The following is a 13,769-nucleotide window of genomic DNA, read 5'->3' as shown; positions in this document are numbered from 1 at the left end:
GGCTTTCATGTACAACCCCACCGTTGCCCGGCTCACCTACCGTGCTCTGCTCGGCCGACGGCGTGCGCTGATCCTCTTCGCGCTGCCCGCACTGCTGATCCTCATCTCCGTTGCCGTCCGCGCCCTCACCGGCGTGGACGACAAGGTTGCAGCCGACCTGCTCGGCGGCTTCGCCCTCGCGACGATGGTCCCTCTGATCGGTGTCATCGCCGGTACCGGTGCCATCGGTCCCGAGATCGATGACGGCTCGATCGTCTACCTGCTCTCCAAGCCGGTGAAGCGACCGACGATCATCATGACCAAGCTGATCGTGGCGATCGCCGTCACCATGGCGTTCTCCGCCATCCCCACGCTGATCGCCGGGTTCATCCTCAACGGCAACGGCCAGCAGATCGCCGTCGCCTACACCGTCGCCGCCCTGGTCGCATCGATCGCCTACAGCGCGCTGTTCCTGCTCCTGGGCACGGTCAGCCGGCACGCGGTCGTCTTCGGCCTGGTCTACGCCCTGATCTGGGAGTCGCTCTTCGGCAGCCTGGTCTCCGGTGCGAAGACGCTGAGCGTGCAGCAGTGGTCCCTGTCCCTGGCGGAGAAGATCGCCGGAGAAGGGTACGTCGACGCCACCGTGGCGCTGCCGACCGCCGCCGTCCTGCTCATCGTGGTCACCGTGGGCGCCACGGTCTACGCCGGCCAGAAGCTCCGCAGGCTGACCTTGGCGGGCGAGGAATAGCCCTCATCCGGCATCCCGCCCCCTTGTGCCCCGCCCGGCCCACCGGCCAGGCGGGGCACAGGCACGCCGGGCATCATCGGGGCATGACGCCTCACCCCGGGGCTGAGCCGTCCAGGCCCGTGTGGTCCTGGATACGTTCCTCGCCCGGTACGCACATCTGGCTGCTGATCATCGCCGTCACCAGCGTCATCGTCGTGGTCGCACCCGACCGACTGGAGCACGTCCTGCTCCACCGCAACAGCAGCAACATCCACGAACTCACCCGGCACCCGGTAAGGGCCCTCGTATCCAGCGCCTTCTGGATCGAGAACCCGGCCTCGCTCGCCCAGTACGCGGTGCTCTTCGAGGTCTTCCACGCCCCGGTCGAGCGCTGGCTCGGCACGTTGCGCTGGCTGGTGATCGTGGCGACCGCCCACATCACCGCCACCTTGATCAGCCAGAGGGTGGTCCTGATGGCGATCCAGGACCACCGGGCCCCGCGCAGCATGGTCCATGTCGTCGACATCGGCGTGAGCTACGGACTCGCCGCCGCCGCGGGGGTCCTCACGTACCGGCTGCCCGGCCCGTGGAGATGGCTCTACCTCGCCGGGATCGTCGCCTTCTTCGGAATCCCGCTCCTCACCGGCGGCACCTTCACCGACCTCGGCCACGCGATCTCGCTCGCCGTCGGCCTCCTCGCCTGGCCGTTGACCCGCCATCCGCACGGGATCGTGTCGCGTCCGACCACGCATGTTTCACGTGAAACATGATTCCGGACCCAGCGGAAATTCGCTGGTACGCGGCATGCGGGCGGGGCAGAGTGAGGCGTGCGGGGAGTAACAAAAGGTCCGGAACGGCCACTTCGAGCGCGTCCTGGGACGCGGGCCGTTCCGGACCTTCCCTGCTTGGGCCACCGCCCGTCAGGCAGCGCCCAGCAGGCGTTCCAGAACAACGGCGATGCCGTCCTCCTGGTGGGACGTCGTGACCTCGTCGGCCACGGCCTTCAGTTCCGGATGAGCGTTCGCCATGGCGACGCCGTGCGCCGCCCAGCCGAACATCGGGATGTCGTTGGGCATGTCGCCGAAGGCGATGGTCTCCGCGGCCTTCACTCCCAGGCGGCGTGCGGCCAGCGAGAGGCCGGTGGCCTTCGTCAGCCCGAGCGGCAGTATCTCGACTATCCCGGGACCGGCCATCACGATGTCCACCAGGTTGCCCACGATCTCCCGGGCCACTTTGACGAGCGTGTCGTCGTCCATCCCGGGGTGCTGGACGTACAGCTTGTTCAGCGGGGCGCTCCACACGGCGGAGGTGTCCTCCAGGTAGACCGCCGGCAAGCCCTCCTGCACCTGGTAACCGGGCCCGAACAGCACCTCCCCGTCCACCCCGTCCCGGCTGGCAGCGAGAGCCAGCGGACCCACCTCGGCCTCGATCTTGGACAGCGCCAGACCCGCCAGCTGCCGGTCCAGCGTGACAGAGGTCAGCAGGCGGTGCGCGCCCGCGTCATAGACCTGAGCGCCCTGCCCGCACACGGCGATCCCCTTGTAGCCGAGATCGTCCAGTACGCCCCGGGTCCAGGGCACGGCCCGGCCGGTGACGATGATGTGCGCCGCACCCGCCGCGGTGACCGCGGCGAGCGCTTCACGGGTGCGTTCCGAGACGGTGTCGTCGCTGCGGAGCAGAGTGCCGTCGAGGTCCGTCGCGACAAGCTTGTACGGGAACGGGGCCGGGCTCACTTGGTGATCGGCTCCAGGACTTCGCGACCGCCGAGGTAGGGACGGAGCACCGGGGGTACCCGTACGGAACCGTCGGCCTGCTGGTGGTTCTCCAGGATGGCCACGATCGTGCGCGGGACGGCGCACAGGGTGCCGTTGAGTGTGGACAGGGGCTGCGTCTTCTTGCCGTCGCGGTAGCGGATCGACAGCCGGCGGGCCTGGAATCCGTCACAGTTCGAGGCGGAGGTCAGCTCGCGGTACTTGCCCTGGGTCGGGATCCAGGCCTCGCAGTCGAACTTGCGGGATGCCGAAGCGCCCAGGTCACCGGTGGCCACGTCGATCACCTGGAAGGGGAGTTCAAGGCTGGTCAGCCACTGCTTCTCCCACTCCAGGAGCCGCTTGTGCTCGGCCTCGGCCTCCTCCGGTGCGACGTACGAGAACATCTCGACCTTGTCGAACTGGTGGACGCGGAAGATGCCGCGGGTGTCCTTGCCGTACGTACCGGCCTCGCGGCGGAAGCACGGCGAGAAGCCGGCGTAGCGCAGCGGCAGCTTGTCCGCGTCGATGATCTCGTCCATGTGATACGCGGCGAGCGGTACCTCGGAGGTGCCGACCAGGTAGTAGTCGTCCTTCTCCAGGTGGTAGACGTTCTCCGCGGCCTGGCCGAGGAAGCCGGTGCCCTCCATGGCGCGCGGGCGGACCAGCGCGGGGGTCAGCATCGGGATGAAGCCGGCCTCGGTCGCCTGCGCGATCGCCGCGTTGACCAGGGCCAGTTCCAGCAGGGCGCCGACGCCGGTGAGGTAGTAGAAGCGCGAGCCCGACACCTTGGCGCCGCGTTCGACGTCGATGGCGCCGAGGGCCTCGCCGAGTTCGAGGTGGTCCTTGGGCTCGAAGCCCTCGGCTCCGAAGTCACGGATCGTGCCGTGCGTCTCCAGCACGGTGAAGTCCTCTTCGCCGCCGACCGGCACGTCGCTGTGGACGATGTTGCCGAGTTGGAGGAGGAGCTGCTTGGCCGCCTCGTCCGCCTCGTTCTGCTCGGCTTCGGCAGCCTTGACGTCCGCCTTGAGCTGTTCGGCCTTCGTCAGAAGCTCGGCCCGCTCCTCCGGAGAGGCCTTGGGGATCAGCTTGCCGAGCGACTTCTGCTCATTGCGCAGTTCGTCGAAGCGCATGCCGGAGGACCTGCGGCGCTCGTCGGCGGAGAGCAGCGCGTCGACAAGGCCGACGTCCTCTCCACGGGCGCGCTGCGAGGCGCGGACACGGTCAGGGTCTTCACGGAGCAGCCGGAGGTCAATCACCCCTCCAGGCTACCGGGCTGGGCTTCCGGGGATCACATCGATATCACGTTGCGTGGCACTATGTCCCAATTGAGGCTAATGCATAACTGCTGCATCTCTCGTCGGCCGGCCTCCGGCGAGGCCTCCGGGCGAGCTTGTAAAAAGCGGATTCTTTCCTCGGAAAGCGGTCACAACGCCGGTGAGGGGCGGCCCCGGAGAAGGGCGGAGGGTGTTCCTTGTCCACAGGAATTCCATCCGGGGCCGTCTTATCCACAGGCTGTGTGCCGGATCTGTGGACACGGAAATAGATCATTCCCGACCGGTGGGTGCTCGCGGGGAATCAGGGTTCAAACCACCCTCACACACTCATTCGGGTGGGAATGACTCGCTCCAAAGAGTTGATCGGCGATACCCGGGTGACGCCGTTCACCCGGCGCTCTCTTGCGTGAAACCTGAGGCCCTCGGCCGATTTGTCGACCTTGTCGCGCTGCACTGTCGACTTGTCCCCAGGCGCGGCTCTCGGCCTGTGGATAACTCTGTGGACAGTGGACGAGCGCTACGCCCGGCCGTCGAGGCAGCGGCCCAGCCAGTCGGAGGCATCGGTGAAGTCGCTGTCCGAGGTGCCCGGCCGCGCGGCGCGCACGTCACTCACAGCAACACCGGCACGCGGGTACGAGCCCAGGAAGCGGACCTGGGGGCAGGTGCGCTTGAGACCCATCAGCGCCTCACTGACCCGACGGTCGGAGATGTGGCCCTCGGCATCAACCGCGAAGCAGTAGTTGCCGATGCCCGCACCGGTCGGCCGGGACTGGATCAGCATCAGGTTGACCCCCCGGACGGCGAACTCCTGGAGGAGCTCCAGAAGCGCACCCGGGTGGTCGTCCCCCAGCCACAGCACGACCGAGGTCTTGTCGGCACCCGTGGGAGCGGCCGGCCGCGCGGGGCGGCCGACGAGCACGAAGCGGGTCTCGGCGTTCTCCGCATCGTGGATCTCGGTGACCAGCGGCTCCAGCCCGTACGTGACGGCGGCGAACTCACCGGCGAAGGCCGCGTCGAAACGGCCTTCCTGTACCAGCCGGGCGCCGTCGGCGTTCGAGGCCGCCGACTCCCACACCGCGTCGGGCAGGTGAGCGCGCAGCCAGTTGCGGACCTGCGGCTGCGCCACGGGGTGGCCGGTGACGGTCTTGACGTCCGACAGCTTGGTCCCCGGCCGCACGAGCAGCGCGAACGCGATGGGCAGCAGGACCTCGCGGTAGATCATCAACGGTTCGCCCGAAGCCAGCTCGTCCAGCGTGGCGGTCACCCCGCCTTCCACCGAGTTCTCGATCGGCACCAGAGCGGCGGCCGCCTCACCGTTGCGCACGGCGTCCAGGGCGGCCGGCACCGACACCATCGGGACGAGCTCCCTGGTGGCGGCTTCCGGCAGCGTACGCAGGGCGGCTTCGGTGAAGGTGCCCTCGGGACCGAGATAGGTGAAGCGGGTGGCCGACATGCGATCAGCCTAATGCCGGGGCGGCCGCGCCCGGCGGGATGTTCACCCTTCGAGCAGGCGTTGCCCGACGTACTCCCCGGGCCGCGGGCCGGGCGGGACCGCGTACAGGCCGCTGGACTCGTGCCTGATGAAGTCCGACAGCGCGTCACCCCGGTCGAGCTTGCGCTGGACCGGCACGAAGCCGCGCAGCGGGTCGGCCTGCCAGCAGATGAACAGCAGCCCGGCGTCGGGGGAGCCGTCGGGGGCGATGCCGTCGTGGAAGGAGAACGGCCGGCGGAGCATGGCGGCCCCGCCGTTCTGCTCCGGGGCCGAGATCCGTGCGTGCGCGTTCGCCGGGATCACCGGCTTGCCATCGGCGCCCAGCTTCGCGAGGTCCATCTTCGTGGTCTCGCTTCCACCCGTCAGCGGTGCACCCGTGGCCTTCGTACGGCCGATGACCTGCTCCTGCTGGGAGGTGGACTGCTTGTCCCACTCGTCGAGCAGCATCCGGATCCGGCGTACGACGGCGTACGAGCCTCCTGCCATCCAGGAGTGCTCGGCCGGGCCGGGGCCCGCGGCCGGCACGAAGATCCGCTTGTCGAAGTCGGGATCGGCCGGCTTGGGGTTCGCGGTGCCGTCCACCTGGCCCATCAGATTCCGGGCGGTCATCGGGGTGCCCGTGGCACCGGGGGACCGGTTGAAGCCGTTCATCTGCCAGCGCACCCGGGCGGCTTCCCCGGCGTCCTTCTGCAGGGCCCGCAGGGCGTGGAAGGCGACGAGCCCGTCATCCGCGCCGATCTGGATCCAGAGGTCGCCGTTGCTGCGCTGGGGGTCGAGACGGTCGGAGGAGAAGTCCGGCAGCGGGTCGAGGGCGGTCGGGCGGCGGGAGGTGAGTCCGGTGCGCTCGAAGAAGGAATGCCCGAACCCGAAAGTGACGGTCAGGGACGAGGGCCCGGCGTCGAGGGCGATTCCGGTGTCGGCCGTGGGGGCGGTCTCACCGGCCATGAGCCGCCGGGCGGTGGCCGACCATCGGCGCATCAAGGCGGCCGCCTCCGTACGCCCGGCGCCGGGCGCGAGGTCGAAGGCGAGGACGTGCCCCTTGGCCTGGAGCGGGGTGGTGATGCCGGCCTGGTGGTCCCCGTCAAAGGCGATCTGGGTGGCACCGAGTGCGGCGGCGGTTCCCGCAGCGCCCTTCGTGGCGGCCGGCGGGGAATCGGCGAGCGCGGAGTGCGTCAGGGCGCCGCCGGCCGCGCCGAGTGCCAGACCGGCGGCGCCGGCGGCACCCACCGTGCCCAGCAGACGACGCCGCGAGATCTCGATGTCGGGGTTGCTCTCGATGCTGTCGGTCACGCTGGTCAGCCGATCTTCACGTTCTTCTGGACGGTCGTCTGGTCGATGTCGGAGGTCCGTACGGTGATGTCGATGCGCCATTCGCCCGCGAGCGGCAGCTGCACCCCGTCCGCGCTCCAGTGTCCCGGAGTCGCGCGGTCCGGGAGAACCGGCAGCGGGCCGATCTCCTTGGCCGGAAGGGTGAAGGAGATCTTCACCTCGGGAAGGTCGAGCGGCTGGCCATCGGGGTCCTCCGCCCACAGGTGGAGGCCGTTGGCGCCGACCCGGCCCGGAGCGAGCTCCAGCCGGACGGTGCCCTTGCCCTGGGCGCCGCCCGTGTCGAAGGGCAGGGTGATCTTGACGGGCCGGTTGGGGACGGCGGTGGTCGCCGTCGAACCCGGTCCCCTCTCCAGTTCCGCGGTCCGCCCCGGCTCGGTGTTGGTCAGGACCGTGGTGACGGCCAGCAAGGCCACCGCGACGGCGGCCTCTGCCAGGACGGAGCGGCGCAGGCCGGCCCGCCCGGGGTCGGCGTCGCGCACCCGCCTGGAGCGGGCGTTGTCACGGGCTGCGCGCTGCCGTGCCAGCTGGGCGGCACGCCTGGGGTCGGCGGGAACCGTCACCAGCGCCGCTTCCTCCACCTCCGCTTCCTCAGCCGGGGTTTCACGCTCTGATGTTTCACGTGAAACATCCCTCGGCGTTTCACGTGAAACATCGGTCTGGGTTTCATGTGAAGCATCCGCGAGCGCCGCCTCGGCGCGGCTGTCGACGAGCCGAGCGGTCCAGGACCGGGAAAGGTAGGCGATGCCGACGAGGACGCCGACGAGCGCGAGCTTGATCAGCAGAAGCCGCCCGTAGCTGGTGCCGATCAGGGCGGACCAACTGCCCAGCTGCCGCCAGGACTGGTAGACGCCGGTGACGACCAGCACCAGGACGCTGATGAACGCGACCTTCGAGAAGCGCCGGACGGCCTCGCGCTCGATGCCGGGGATCTTGTACAGGGCGACCAACAGCGCGGCGAGACCGCCCAGCCAGGTGGCGACGGCGAGCAGGTGCAGGATGTCGACCGGCATCGCGATACCGGGCTGGACACCGGTGGAGGCGTGCTCCGACAGGGCCCAGGTGGCGGCGATACCGCCGGCCACGACGGCTCCGCCGACACCGAGTCCGAAGGCGAGGTCGCTCGTGTCCTTGCGTCCGTCCGCCGCGGGCTCGGTTCCGCCCGCCCCGTCGCCTTCGAACGGTTCGACGTTCCCGTCCTGCGCGGCGCCGCCCTGCTGTCGGCGCGCGTAAGCGCCGAAGAGCACCGCCACGAAGAGCGCAGCCGCCCCGAGGAGCAGCAGCCTGGATACGAGCGAGGCACCGGCTTTGGTGTCGAGGACGGCTTTGAGCCCGTCGAGGTCGAAGGCATCGGCGACCTTGCCCGACCCGGTGTAGGGGTTGCGGAGCACCAGCATCGCCAGGGTGGAGGCGGTCAGCAGTACCCAGCCGCGCAGCACCAGCTTCTGCAGCGGTCGCTCGGCCGAGCCGCGGTGCCAGCACAGCAGGATGAAGGCGGCCCCGCCGATGAGGATGGTGAAGCCGATGTAGGCGGCGTACCGGGCGATGCCGTAGGCGATGCCGACGGGTCCGCCGCCCGCCTTCTGCGCGGGAAGGGTGACCTGAGTCGCCGACGGAGCGCCGATGGAGAAGGTGAAGGCGCCGGAGACGGGGTGGCTGTCGGCGGAGACGGCCTGCCAGGCGACCGTGTAGGTGCCGTTGGGCAGCCCGGAGTGCAGGGCGGTGCCGTAGCGGATGGTGGAGCCGCTGCACATGTCGCGCAGCTCGCCGGTGTCGACCCGCTTGCCCTGCGGGTCCATCACGCGGATCGAGTCGTCGCCCATGGCGACCTGCTCCGAGAAGGAGAGGATGACCTGGGCGGGTGCCGTGGCGACCACCGCCCCGTCCTTCGGGTCGCTCGCGGTGAGTGCGGCGTGTGCCGCGGCCGGGCCGGCCGCGGTGAACAGGGTTGCCAGCAGGGCTGCGAGGACCAGCGCGAGCCGCGGCAGGAATGCCGTGGCGCGGGCGCGGGCCGGGGTGGAGGCGGTGGCCGTCATGGCGTGTCAGTTCCTCGGTCCGTCAGTGGGCGTTGGAGCTCTGCCCGGTGTACGTACGGTCCTTCACGTCCAGCTCGATCGTGATCGGGTCCGCCTTGGCGAACTTGAGCTCGACCTTGACCTTGTCGCCGACCTTCGGCTTGCTCTTGAGCCCCATGAGCATGACGTGGCTGCCGCCGCGCTCCAGGCTGAGCCGGCCGTTGGCGGGCACGTCCAGAGAGGCGACCTGCCTCATCTTCTGGTCCTTGGTCTCGTGGATCTGGAGGTCGTCGGAGAGCGGGCTGGTCAGGCCGGTGAGCTTGTCGGGCGTCTTCGAGTCATTGGTGATGACCATGAAGGCGCCGGCCATCTTGTCGTCGACGGGCTCGGGCATGAAAGCCCCGCTGACCGACAGCTTCGGAGTGGCGTCCGCGGTCTTGCCGTCCGATTCGGAGGAGCAGCCGGATATCGCGAGCGCTGCGGTCAGGGAGAGCGCGGCGGCGAGGGTGCGGGTGGTGCGGGCGTTCACGGGTTCTCTCCCTTGACGATCTTCGGCAGGTCCTTGGTGTAGTCATCGACGGTGGTGCTCTCGCCGTAGAGGAGATAGCCCTCGTCGGTCTTGGGAGAGAACGCGATGACCTGGGCGCCGTGCATGGAGACGACGCTGCCGTCGGCCTCCTTCTTGGGAGCCTCGATACCGATGCCGAGTGACCGTGCTGCGGTCTGGATGGTGGTGAAGTCCCCGGTCAGTCCGATGAAGGACGGGTCCTGGGCCTTGAGCCACGTGCCGAGGGATGCGGGGGTGTCCCGTTCGGGGTCGGTGGTGACGAAGACGACCTGGAGCTTGTCCTGGTCGGCCTTGGGCAGTGCCTTCCTCGCGACCGCGATGTTGCTCATGGTCAGGGGGCACACGTCGGGGCAGTTGGTGTAGCCGAAGTAGATCAGCGTCGGGCGACCCTTGGTCTGCTCTCGCAGGTTCCACGGCTTGCCGGTGGTGTCCGTGAGGACGAGGTCCGGCTTGTCGAAGGGGCGGTCGAGGACGGTCGCCGAACCGGCCTTGTCGGTGCCGGTGATCTGGTTGACCGAGCCGCTGGACTTGGCCGGCTCACCGCCGCAGGCGGTGAGGGCGAGCGTGGCCGCCGCGACGAACGCGGCGACCGTCACACGTGTGGTGCGCATGGGGAGGAATCCCTGGGATCGGGGTGTGGATGGTCGGTGACAGGGCCCGTGGGGCCCGCCGGTCAGGAGGCGCGGCGACGTGAGGCGAAGCCGAACGCGACGCCACCGAGACCGAGAACGATGCCGGCGATGCCGAGGGCGCGTGCGGTCGTGTCCGAGCCGCTCGCCGCGGCCTCGTCGTGGCTGTCCTCGTGGCCCTTGGCGTCGTCGCTCTTCGTGGCGCCGTCGTCGTGGTGGTCGTCGGAGCCGGCCGCGGCGGTCAGCTTGAGGACCGGCGCCGGGTTCTGCGGCTCCGGGGCGCCTGCCTTGGTCTCTTCGATCCAGCGCACGACCTCGTTGTTGTCGTAGGTCTGAATCGCCTTGAAGACCATCTGGTCCGCGTTGTCGGGCAGCTTGCCGATGGAGACCGGGAACTGCTGGAACTTGCCGGGCTCGATCTTGCCGCCGGTCCAGGTCACCTTGGTGACGGCCTCGTTGATCTGCTTGCCGTGCACGGTGAGCGGCTTGTCGAGCTTGCTCTTCTCGACGTTCACGGTCCAGCCGGGAATGTCCTGCGGCATGACGGAGGTGAGCGGCTGGTCGATGGGGAAGTTGACCTCGAGCTGCGTGGTCGACGCGTTGTCGCGCTCGTTCGGGACCTTGAAGTTGATCACCGCGTAACCGCCCTTGGCGGCCTCACCCGGCTGGACGCCGACGTGGGCGAAGGCAGGACCGGAGAGGACGAGGACGGCGCCGGCGGCGAGGGCGGCGGCGAAGGAGACACGAGAGGTCTTCATGGCAGGAACGCTCCAAAGAACCAGGAAACAGTGACATGGCTCCGCGTGCGGGAGCACGCGGGAAGCACGGCACCGGTGCTCCCGTGATCACCGGGAGTGGAGGTGCCGCGTCAGGCTGCGAGGGTGAGTGCCGCCCTCGGCGGCCCGCGCCTGATCACTGTGTGCTGGAGCGCTCCACGACCGGTGGAGACGTCCGGGGAAGCCGTGCTCCGGGGAGTCCGCGCAAGGCGTTCGGGCGCGCCCGGCAACCCGGAGACGAGGGCTCGTACCAGCGCCAGGGCGGTACGCAGCGGACGTACCGGATCCGCCTCGGCGGACAGCCGGGACAACTCGACGAGCCGGAAAAGGGCGGCGTCGCCGCGCCCCAGCAGCCAGCCGGCGCCGAGCGCGGCCAGCAGATGGCCGAGCAGCATGGCGGGGCTGAACAGGGCGGTCTGCGGTGCGTGGGCCATGTGCGCGTGAGCCATGTGCCCGTGCGCGGCCATCGCGGCCGGGTCCAGCCCTGCGGTCTCCAGGATCAGCCGGGCGTCTTCCGGGCTCGGCGGTACGGAGTTGCCCCCGCAGATCAGCTGCGCGGCGAGCGCGGCGAGCGAGGAGTCCGAGGAGGCGGAGTCCACCGGCGCCGCGGCGCCGTGCTGGCCGAAGCCGAACACCGCGTGCAGAGCCACCTGGCCGACGGCGAGCCCGCCGGCGATGCCGGGCAGTGAGCGCCGACGCCCCGCCAGCGGCGCGGTGACCGCGAAGAGCGCGAGGAAGCCGAGGCCGAGGGCCCACCACGGCACGGTGGCGCAGGACGCCACGGCGTGCCCGACCGCGGACAACACGACGCAGACCGCGGTGAACACCGCGGCCCGTATCGTCCGGAGGCCCGCTCCGGCATCCGTCGCTTGGGGGGCAGTCATGGCCGGGCCATCATCGCACTGCCCCGGCGAGGGACATACGGCAGGTCCGGAACGTCCCATGCGTCCCCATGGGCTCCCGAGCGCTGTTCGAGCGGTCGACTCGCAGCCGTGCCGGCGGTGCCCCGGCCGTGTACGCCCGCCGTCGCGAGGCCGCATCGGCCGAACGGGCGCTCCGGCCGCCGAATGAGGGCTCCGGCGGTCACGGGGGCTTACGGGTGACCGAGGGCGGCAATAGGTAACCGTATGAGCATCTGGTGGTCTCTCCACTTGAGGCGCGAAGCCGCGAGCGTGCCGCTCGCCAGGCGACTGCTGCTCGGGACGATGGAGACCGCGGGGGTGGACCCGGACATCTGTTTCGACCTGTCGGTGGCGTTGAGCGAGGCGTGTGCGAACGCGGTCGAGCACGGCGGACCGGTGTCCGGTCCGTCCCGCGCCGGAAGGCCGGACCCCGCGGTCTGCGCCGAGTACCGCGTGACGGCGTATCTGGACGGGGACCGCTGCCGCATCGAGGTGACCGACTCGGGTCCGGGCTTCCCGCCCTCGACGGTCGCCGGGCACAGACCTCCGCCCGCCGGACCGTCCGAGAAGGAGCACGGCCGGGGCCTGGGGCTGATCGCGGAGCTCTCCGACCAGGTCCGCTTCCGCAACCGCCCGGGCCGGGGTGCGGTGGTCAGCTTCGACAAGGTCCTCAAGTGGCGCGAGGGCGCGCTGCTCAAGGTGTCGTAGGCCCTGACCGGTTCCTCCCGGACACGCCGGTGGGCGGGCTCCCGTACGGGAACCCGCCCACCGGTGCGTGAGGCGGTGATCAGCCCTTGAGGCGCGCCATCCACGCCTCGACCTCGTCCGAGGCGCGGGGCAGGCCTGCCGACAGGTTCCGGTTGCCGTCCTCGGTCACGAGGATGTCGTCCTCGATCCTGACGCCGATGCCGCGGTACTCCTCCGGCACGGTCAGGTCGTCGGCCTGGAAGTAGAGACCGGGCTCCACGGTCAGGCACATGCCCGGCTCCAGCGTGCCGTCGACGTACGCCTCGGTGCGCGCGGCGGCGCAGTCGTGCACGTCCATGCCGAGCATGTGGCCGGTGCCGTGCAGGGTCCAGCGGCGCTGGAGGCCGAGCTCCAGCACCCGCTCGACCGGGCCTTCCACCAGACCCCATTCGACGAGCTTCTCCGCCAGCACGCGCTGCGAGGCGTCGTGGAAGTCGCGGAACTTGGCGCCCGGCTTCACGGCGGCGATGCCGGCTTCCTGGGACTCGTAGACCGCGTCGTAGATCTTGCGCTGGATGTCGGTGTACGTGCCGTTGATCGGCAGCGTGCGCGTGACATCGGCGGTGTAGAGGGAGTGGGTCTCCACACCGGCGTCGAGAAGCAGCAGGTCACCGGAGCGGACGTCACCGTCGTTGCGGACCCAGTGCAGGGTGCAGGCGTGCGGGCCGGCGGCGCAGATGGAGCCGTAACCGACGTCGTTGCCCTCGACACGGGCGCGCAGGAAGAAGGTGCCCTCGATGTAGCGCTCGGACGTCGCCTCGGCCTTGTCGAGGACCTTCACCACGTCCTCGAAGCCGCGGACGGTGGAGTCGACGGCCTTCTGCAGCTCGCCGATCTCGAAGTCGTCCTTCACGGCGCGGGCCTCGGAGAGGTAGACGCGCAGCTCTTCGTCGCGCTCGGCGGTGACCTTGTCGGTCAGCGCCTTCTCGATGACGGTGTCGTGGCCGCGCAGGACGCGGACCGGGCCGGCGGCCTCGGCGAGGGCGTCGGGCAGTTCGCGGACGTCCTTGGCGGGGACGCCCAGCAGCTGCTCGGCCTCGGCGAGGGAGTGGCGGCGGCCGACCCACAGCTCGCCCTGGCCGGACAGCCAGAACTCGCCGTTCTCGCGGTCGGAGCGGGGCAGCAGGTAGACGGTGGCGGTGTGGCCGTTGTCGCCCGAGGGCTCCAGGACCAGGACGCCGTTCTCGGCCTGGTCGCCGGTGAGGTACGCGTACTCGGTCGACGCCCGGAAGGGATACTCGGTGTCGTTCGAGCGCGTCTTCAGCCGGCCCGCGGGGACGACCAGGCGCTCGCCGGGGAAACGTGCGGACAGGGCGGCGCGGCGGGCAGCGGTGTGAGCGGCCTGGGCGATCGGCTCCAGCCCGCGCAGCTCCGTGTCGGCCCAGCCGGTGCGCATGTTCTCCGCGAGTTCCTCGCTGACGCCCGGGTACAGCGAGTTCTTGCGCTGCTTGTGCTTCTTCTGGGGCTGCTCTTCTTCCGGGGTCTCCGGGATGAGCTCGTCAGCCACGTCTTCTCCTCAGCTACGACAGAACGGACCGGGTGTGGACCTCGTCCATCGTATGGGTGAGCGGAAGACCCATGTC

The 13,769-nt window shown here is 69.9% G+C and carries 13 protein-coding genes; 3 read left to right on the top strand and 10 right to left on the bottom strand.

From position 1 onward, the window contains the following. The first annotated feature begins 7 nt into the window (after positions 1–7). A complete protein-coding gene (locus ACIA6C_RS19710) occupies positions 8–727 on the top strand; it encodes an ABC transporter permease (protein WP_399277495.1) in 720 nt (239 codons plus the stop codon). An 83-nt stretch (positions 728–810) separates the two neighbouring features. Beyond that, positions 811–1,476 carry a rhomboid-like protein gene (locus ACIA6C_RS19705; protein WP_399277492.1) on the top strand — a complete coding sequence of 222 codons (666 nt, stop codon included), beginning with the start codon at positions 811–813 and terminating at the stop codon, positions 1,474–1,476. Positions 1,477–1,626: 150 nt separating this feature from the next. Here ACIA6C_RS19705 and ACIA6C_RS19700 read toward each other — a convergent pair whose 3' ends face one another. The 9 genes from ACIA6C_RS19700 to ACIA6C_RS19660 form a co-directional block, all read right to left on the bottom strand. Next, the gene (locus tag ACIA6C_RS19700; RefSeq protein ID WP_361130931.1) at positions 1,627–2,439 is read right to left on the bottom strand and encodes an HAD family hydrolase; all 813 of its coding nucleotides are present in this window, start codon (positions 2,437–2,439) and stop codon (positions 1,627–1,629) included. Beyond that, entirely contained in the window at positions 2,436–3,713 is a 1,278-nt protein-coding gene (serS, locus tag ACIA6C_RS19695; protein WP_399277490.1) for a serine--tRNA ligase, read from the bottom strand. The genes ACIA6C_RS19700 and serS overlap by 4 nt, the downstream gene beginning before the upstream one ends. Before the next feature lie 535 nt (positions 3,714–4,248). Further along, positions 4,249–5,184, bottom strand: coding sequence for a prephenate dehydratase (gene pheA, locus ACIA6C_RS19690; protein WP_399277488.1), 936 nt, complete (start codon positions 5,182–5,184; stop codon positions 4,249–4,251). A gap of 42 nt (positions 5,185–5,226) precedes the next feature. Next, the gene (efeB, locus tag ACIA6C_RS19685; protein ID WP_399277485.1) at positions 5,227–6,594 is read right to left on the bottom strand and encodes an iron uptake transporter deferrochelatase/peroxidase subunit; all 1,368 of its coding nucleotides are present in this window, start codon (positions 6,592–6,594) and stop codon (positions 5,227–5,229) included. After that, positions 6,519–8,585, bottom strand: coding sequence for a copper resistance protein CopC (locus ACIA6C_RS19680; protein WP_399277483.1), 2,067 nt, complete (start codon positions 8,583–8,585; stop codon positions 6,519–6,521). The genes efeB and ACIA6C_RS19680 overlap by 76 nt, the downstream gene beginning before the upstream one ends. A 22-nt stretch (positions 8,586–8,607) precedes the next feature. Next, positions 8,608–9,093, bottom strand: a complete 486-nt coding sequence (locus tag ACIA6C_RS19675) for a copper chaperone PCu(A)C (protein WP_399277481.1) — start codon at positions 9,091–9,093, stop codon at positions 8,608–8,610. Beyond that, the gene (locus ACIA6C_RS19670; RefSeq protein WP_399277479.1) at positions 9,090–9,743 is read right to left on the bottom strand and encodes an SCO family protein; all 654 of its coding nucleotides are present in this window, start codon (positions 9,741–9,743) and stop codon (positions 9,090–9,092) included. The genes ACIA6C_RS19675 and ACIA6C_RS19670 overlap by 4 nt, the downstream gene beginning before the upstream one ends. Positions 9,744–9,805: 62 nt before the next feature. Then, positions 9,806–10,519, bottom strand: a complete 714-nt coding sequence (locus tag ACIA6C_RS19665; protein WP_399277477.1) for a YcnI family protein — start codon at positions 10,517–10,519, stop codon at positions 9,806–9,808. Positions 10,520–10,629: 110 nt separating this feature from the next. Continuing rightward, the gene (locus ACIA6C_RS19660; protein ID WP_399277475.1) at positions 10,630–11,421 is read right to left on the bottom strand and encodes a hypothetical protein; all 792 of its coding nucleotides are present in this window, start codon (positions 11,419–11,421) and stop codon (positions 10,630–10,632) included. A 243-nt stretch (positions 11,422–11,664) separates the two neighbouring features. Here ACIA6C_RS19660 and ACIA6C_RS19655 point away from each other — a divergent pair, with 243 nt between their 5' ends. Then, positions 11,665–12,147, top strand: coding sequence for an ATP-binding protein (locus tag ACIA6C_RS19655; RefSeq protein WP_399277473.1), 483 nt, complete (start codon positions 11,665–11,667; stop codon positions 12,145–12,147). Positions 12,148–12,226: 79 nt separating this feature from the next. Here ACIA6C_RS19655 and ACIA6C_RS19650 read toward each other — a convergent pair whose 3' ends face one another. Further along, entirely contained in the window at positions 12,227–13,693 is a 1,467-nt protein-coding gene (locus tag ACIA6C_RS19650; RefSeq protein WP_399277471.1) for an aminopeptidase P family protein, read from the bottom strand. Positions 13,694–13,769 lie beyond the last annotated feature (76 nt).

The sequence above is a fragment of the Streptomyces sp. NPDC051578 genome (assembly GCF_044454045.1).
In the GTDB taxonomy this organism is placed as follows: domain Bacteria; phylum Actinomycetota; class Actinomycetes; order Streptomycetales; family Streptomycetaceae; genus Streptomyces.
This window is presented reverse-complemented; position numbering and strand designations above follow the sequence as displayed.

Bases quoted from the DNA above. Each gene is read 5' to 3' on its own strand.
- ACIA6C_RS19710 (WP_399277495.1), top strand. From the start codon at position 8: ATGTACAACCCCACCGTTGCCCGGCTCACCTACCGTGCTCTGCTCGGC.
- ACIA6C_RS19705 (WP_399277492.1), top strand. From the start codon at position 811: ATGACGCCTCACCCCGGGGCTGAGCCGTCCAGGCCCGTGTGGTCCTGG.
- pheA (WP_399277488.1), bottom strand. From the start codon at position 5,184: ATGTCGGCCACCCGCTTCACCTATCTCGGTCCCGAGGGCACCTTCACC.
- efeB (WP_399277485.1), bottom strand. From the start codon at position 6,594: ATGGCGCATCGACATCACCGTACGGACCTCCGACATCGACCAGACGAC.
- ACIA6C_RS19680 (WP_399277483.1), bottom strand. From the start codon at position 8,585: ATGACGGCCACCGCCTCCACCCCGGCCCGCGCCCGCGCCACGGCATTC.
- ACIA6C_RS19670 (WP_399277479.1), bottom strand. From the start codon at position 9,743: ATGCGCACCACACGTGTGACGGTCGCCGCGTTCGTCGCGGCGGCCACG.
- ACIA6C_RS19665 (WP_399277477.1), bottom strand. From the start codon at position 10,519: ATGAAGACCTCTCGTGTCTCCTTCGCCGCCGCCCTCGCCGCCGGCGCC.
- ACIA6C_RS19660 (WP_399277475.1), bottom strand. From the start codon at position 11,421: ATGACTGCCCCCCAAGCGACGGATGCCGGAGCGGGCCTCCGGACGATA.
- ACIA6C_RS19655 (WP_399277473.1), top strand. From the start codon at position 11,665: ATGAGCATCTGGTGGTCTCTCCACTTGAGGCGCGAAGCCGCGAGCGTG.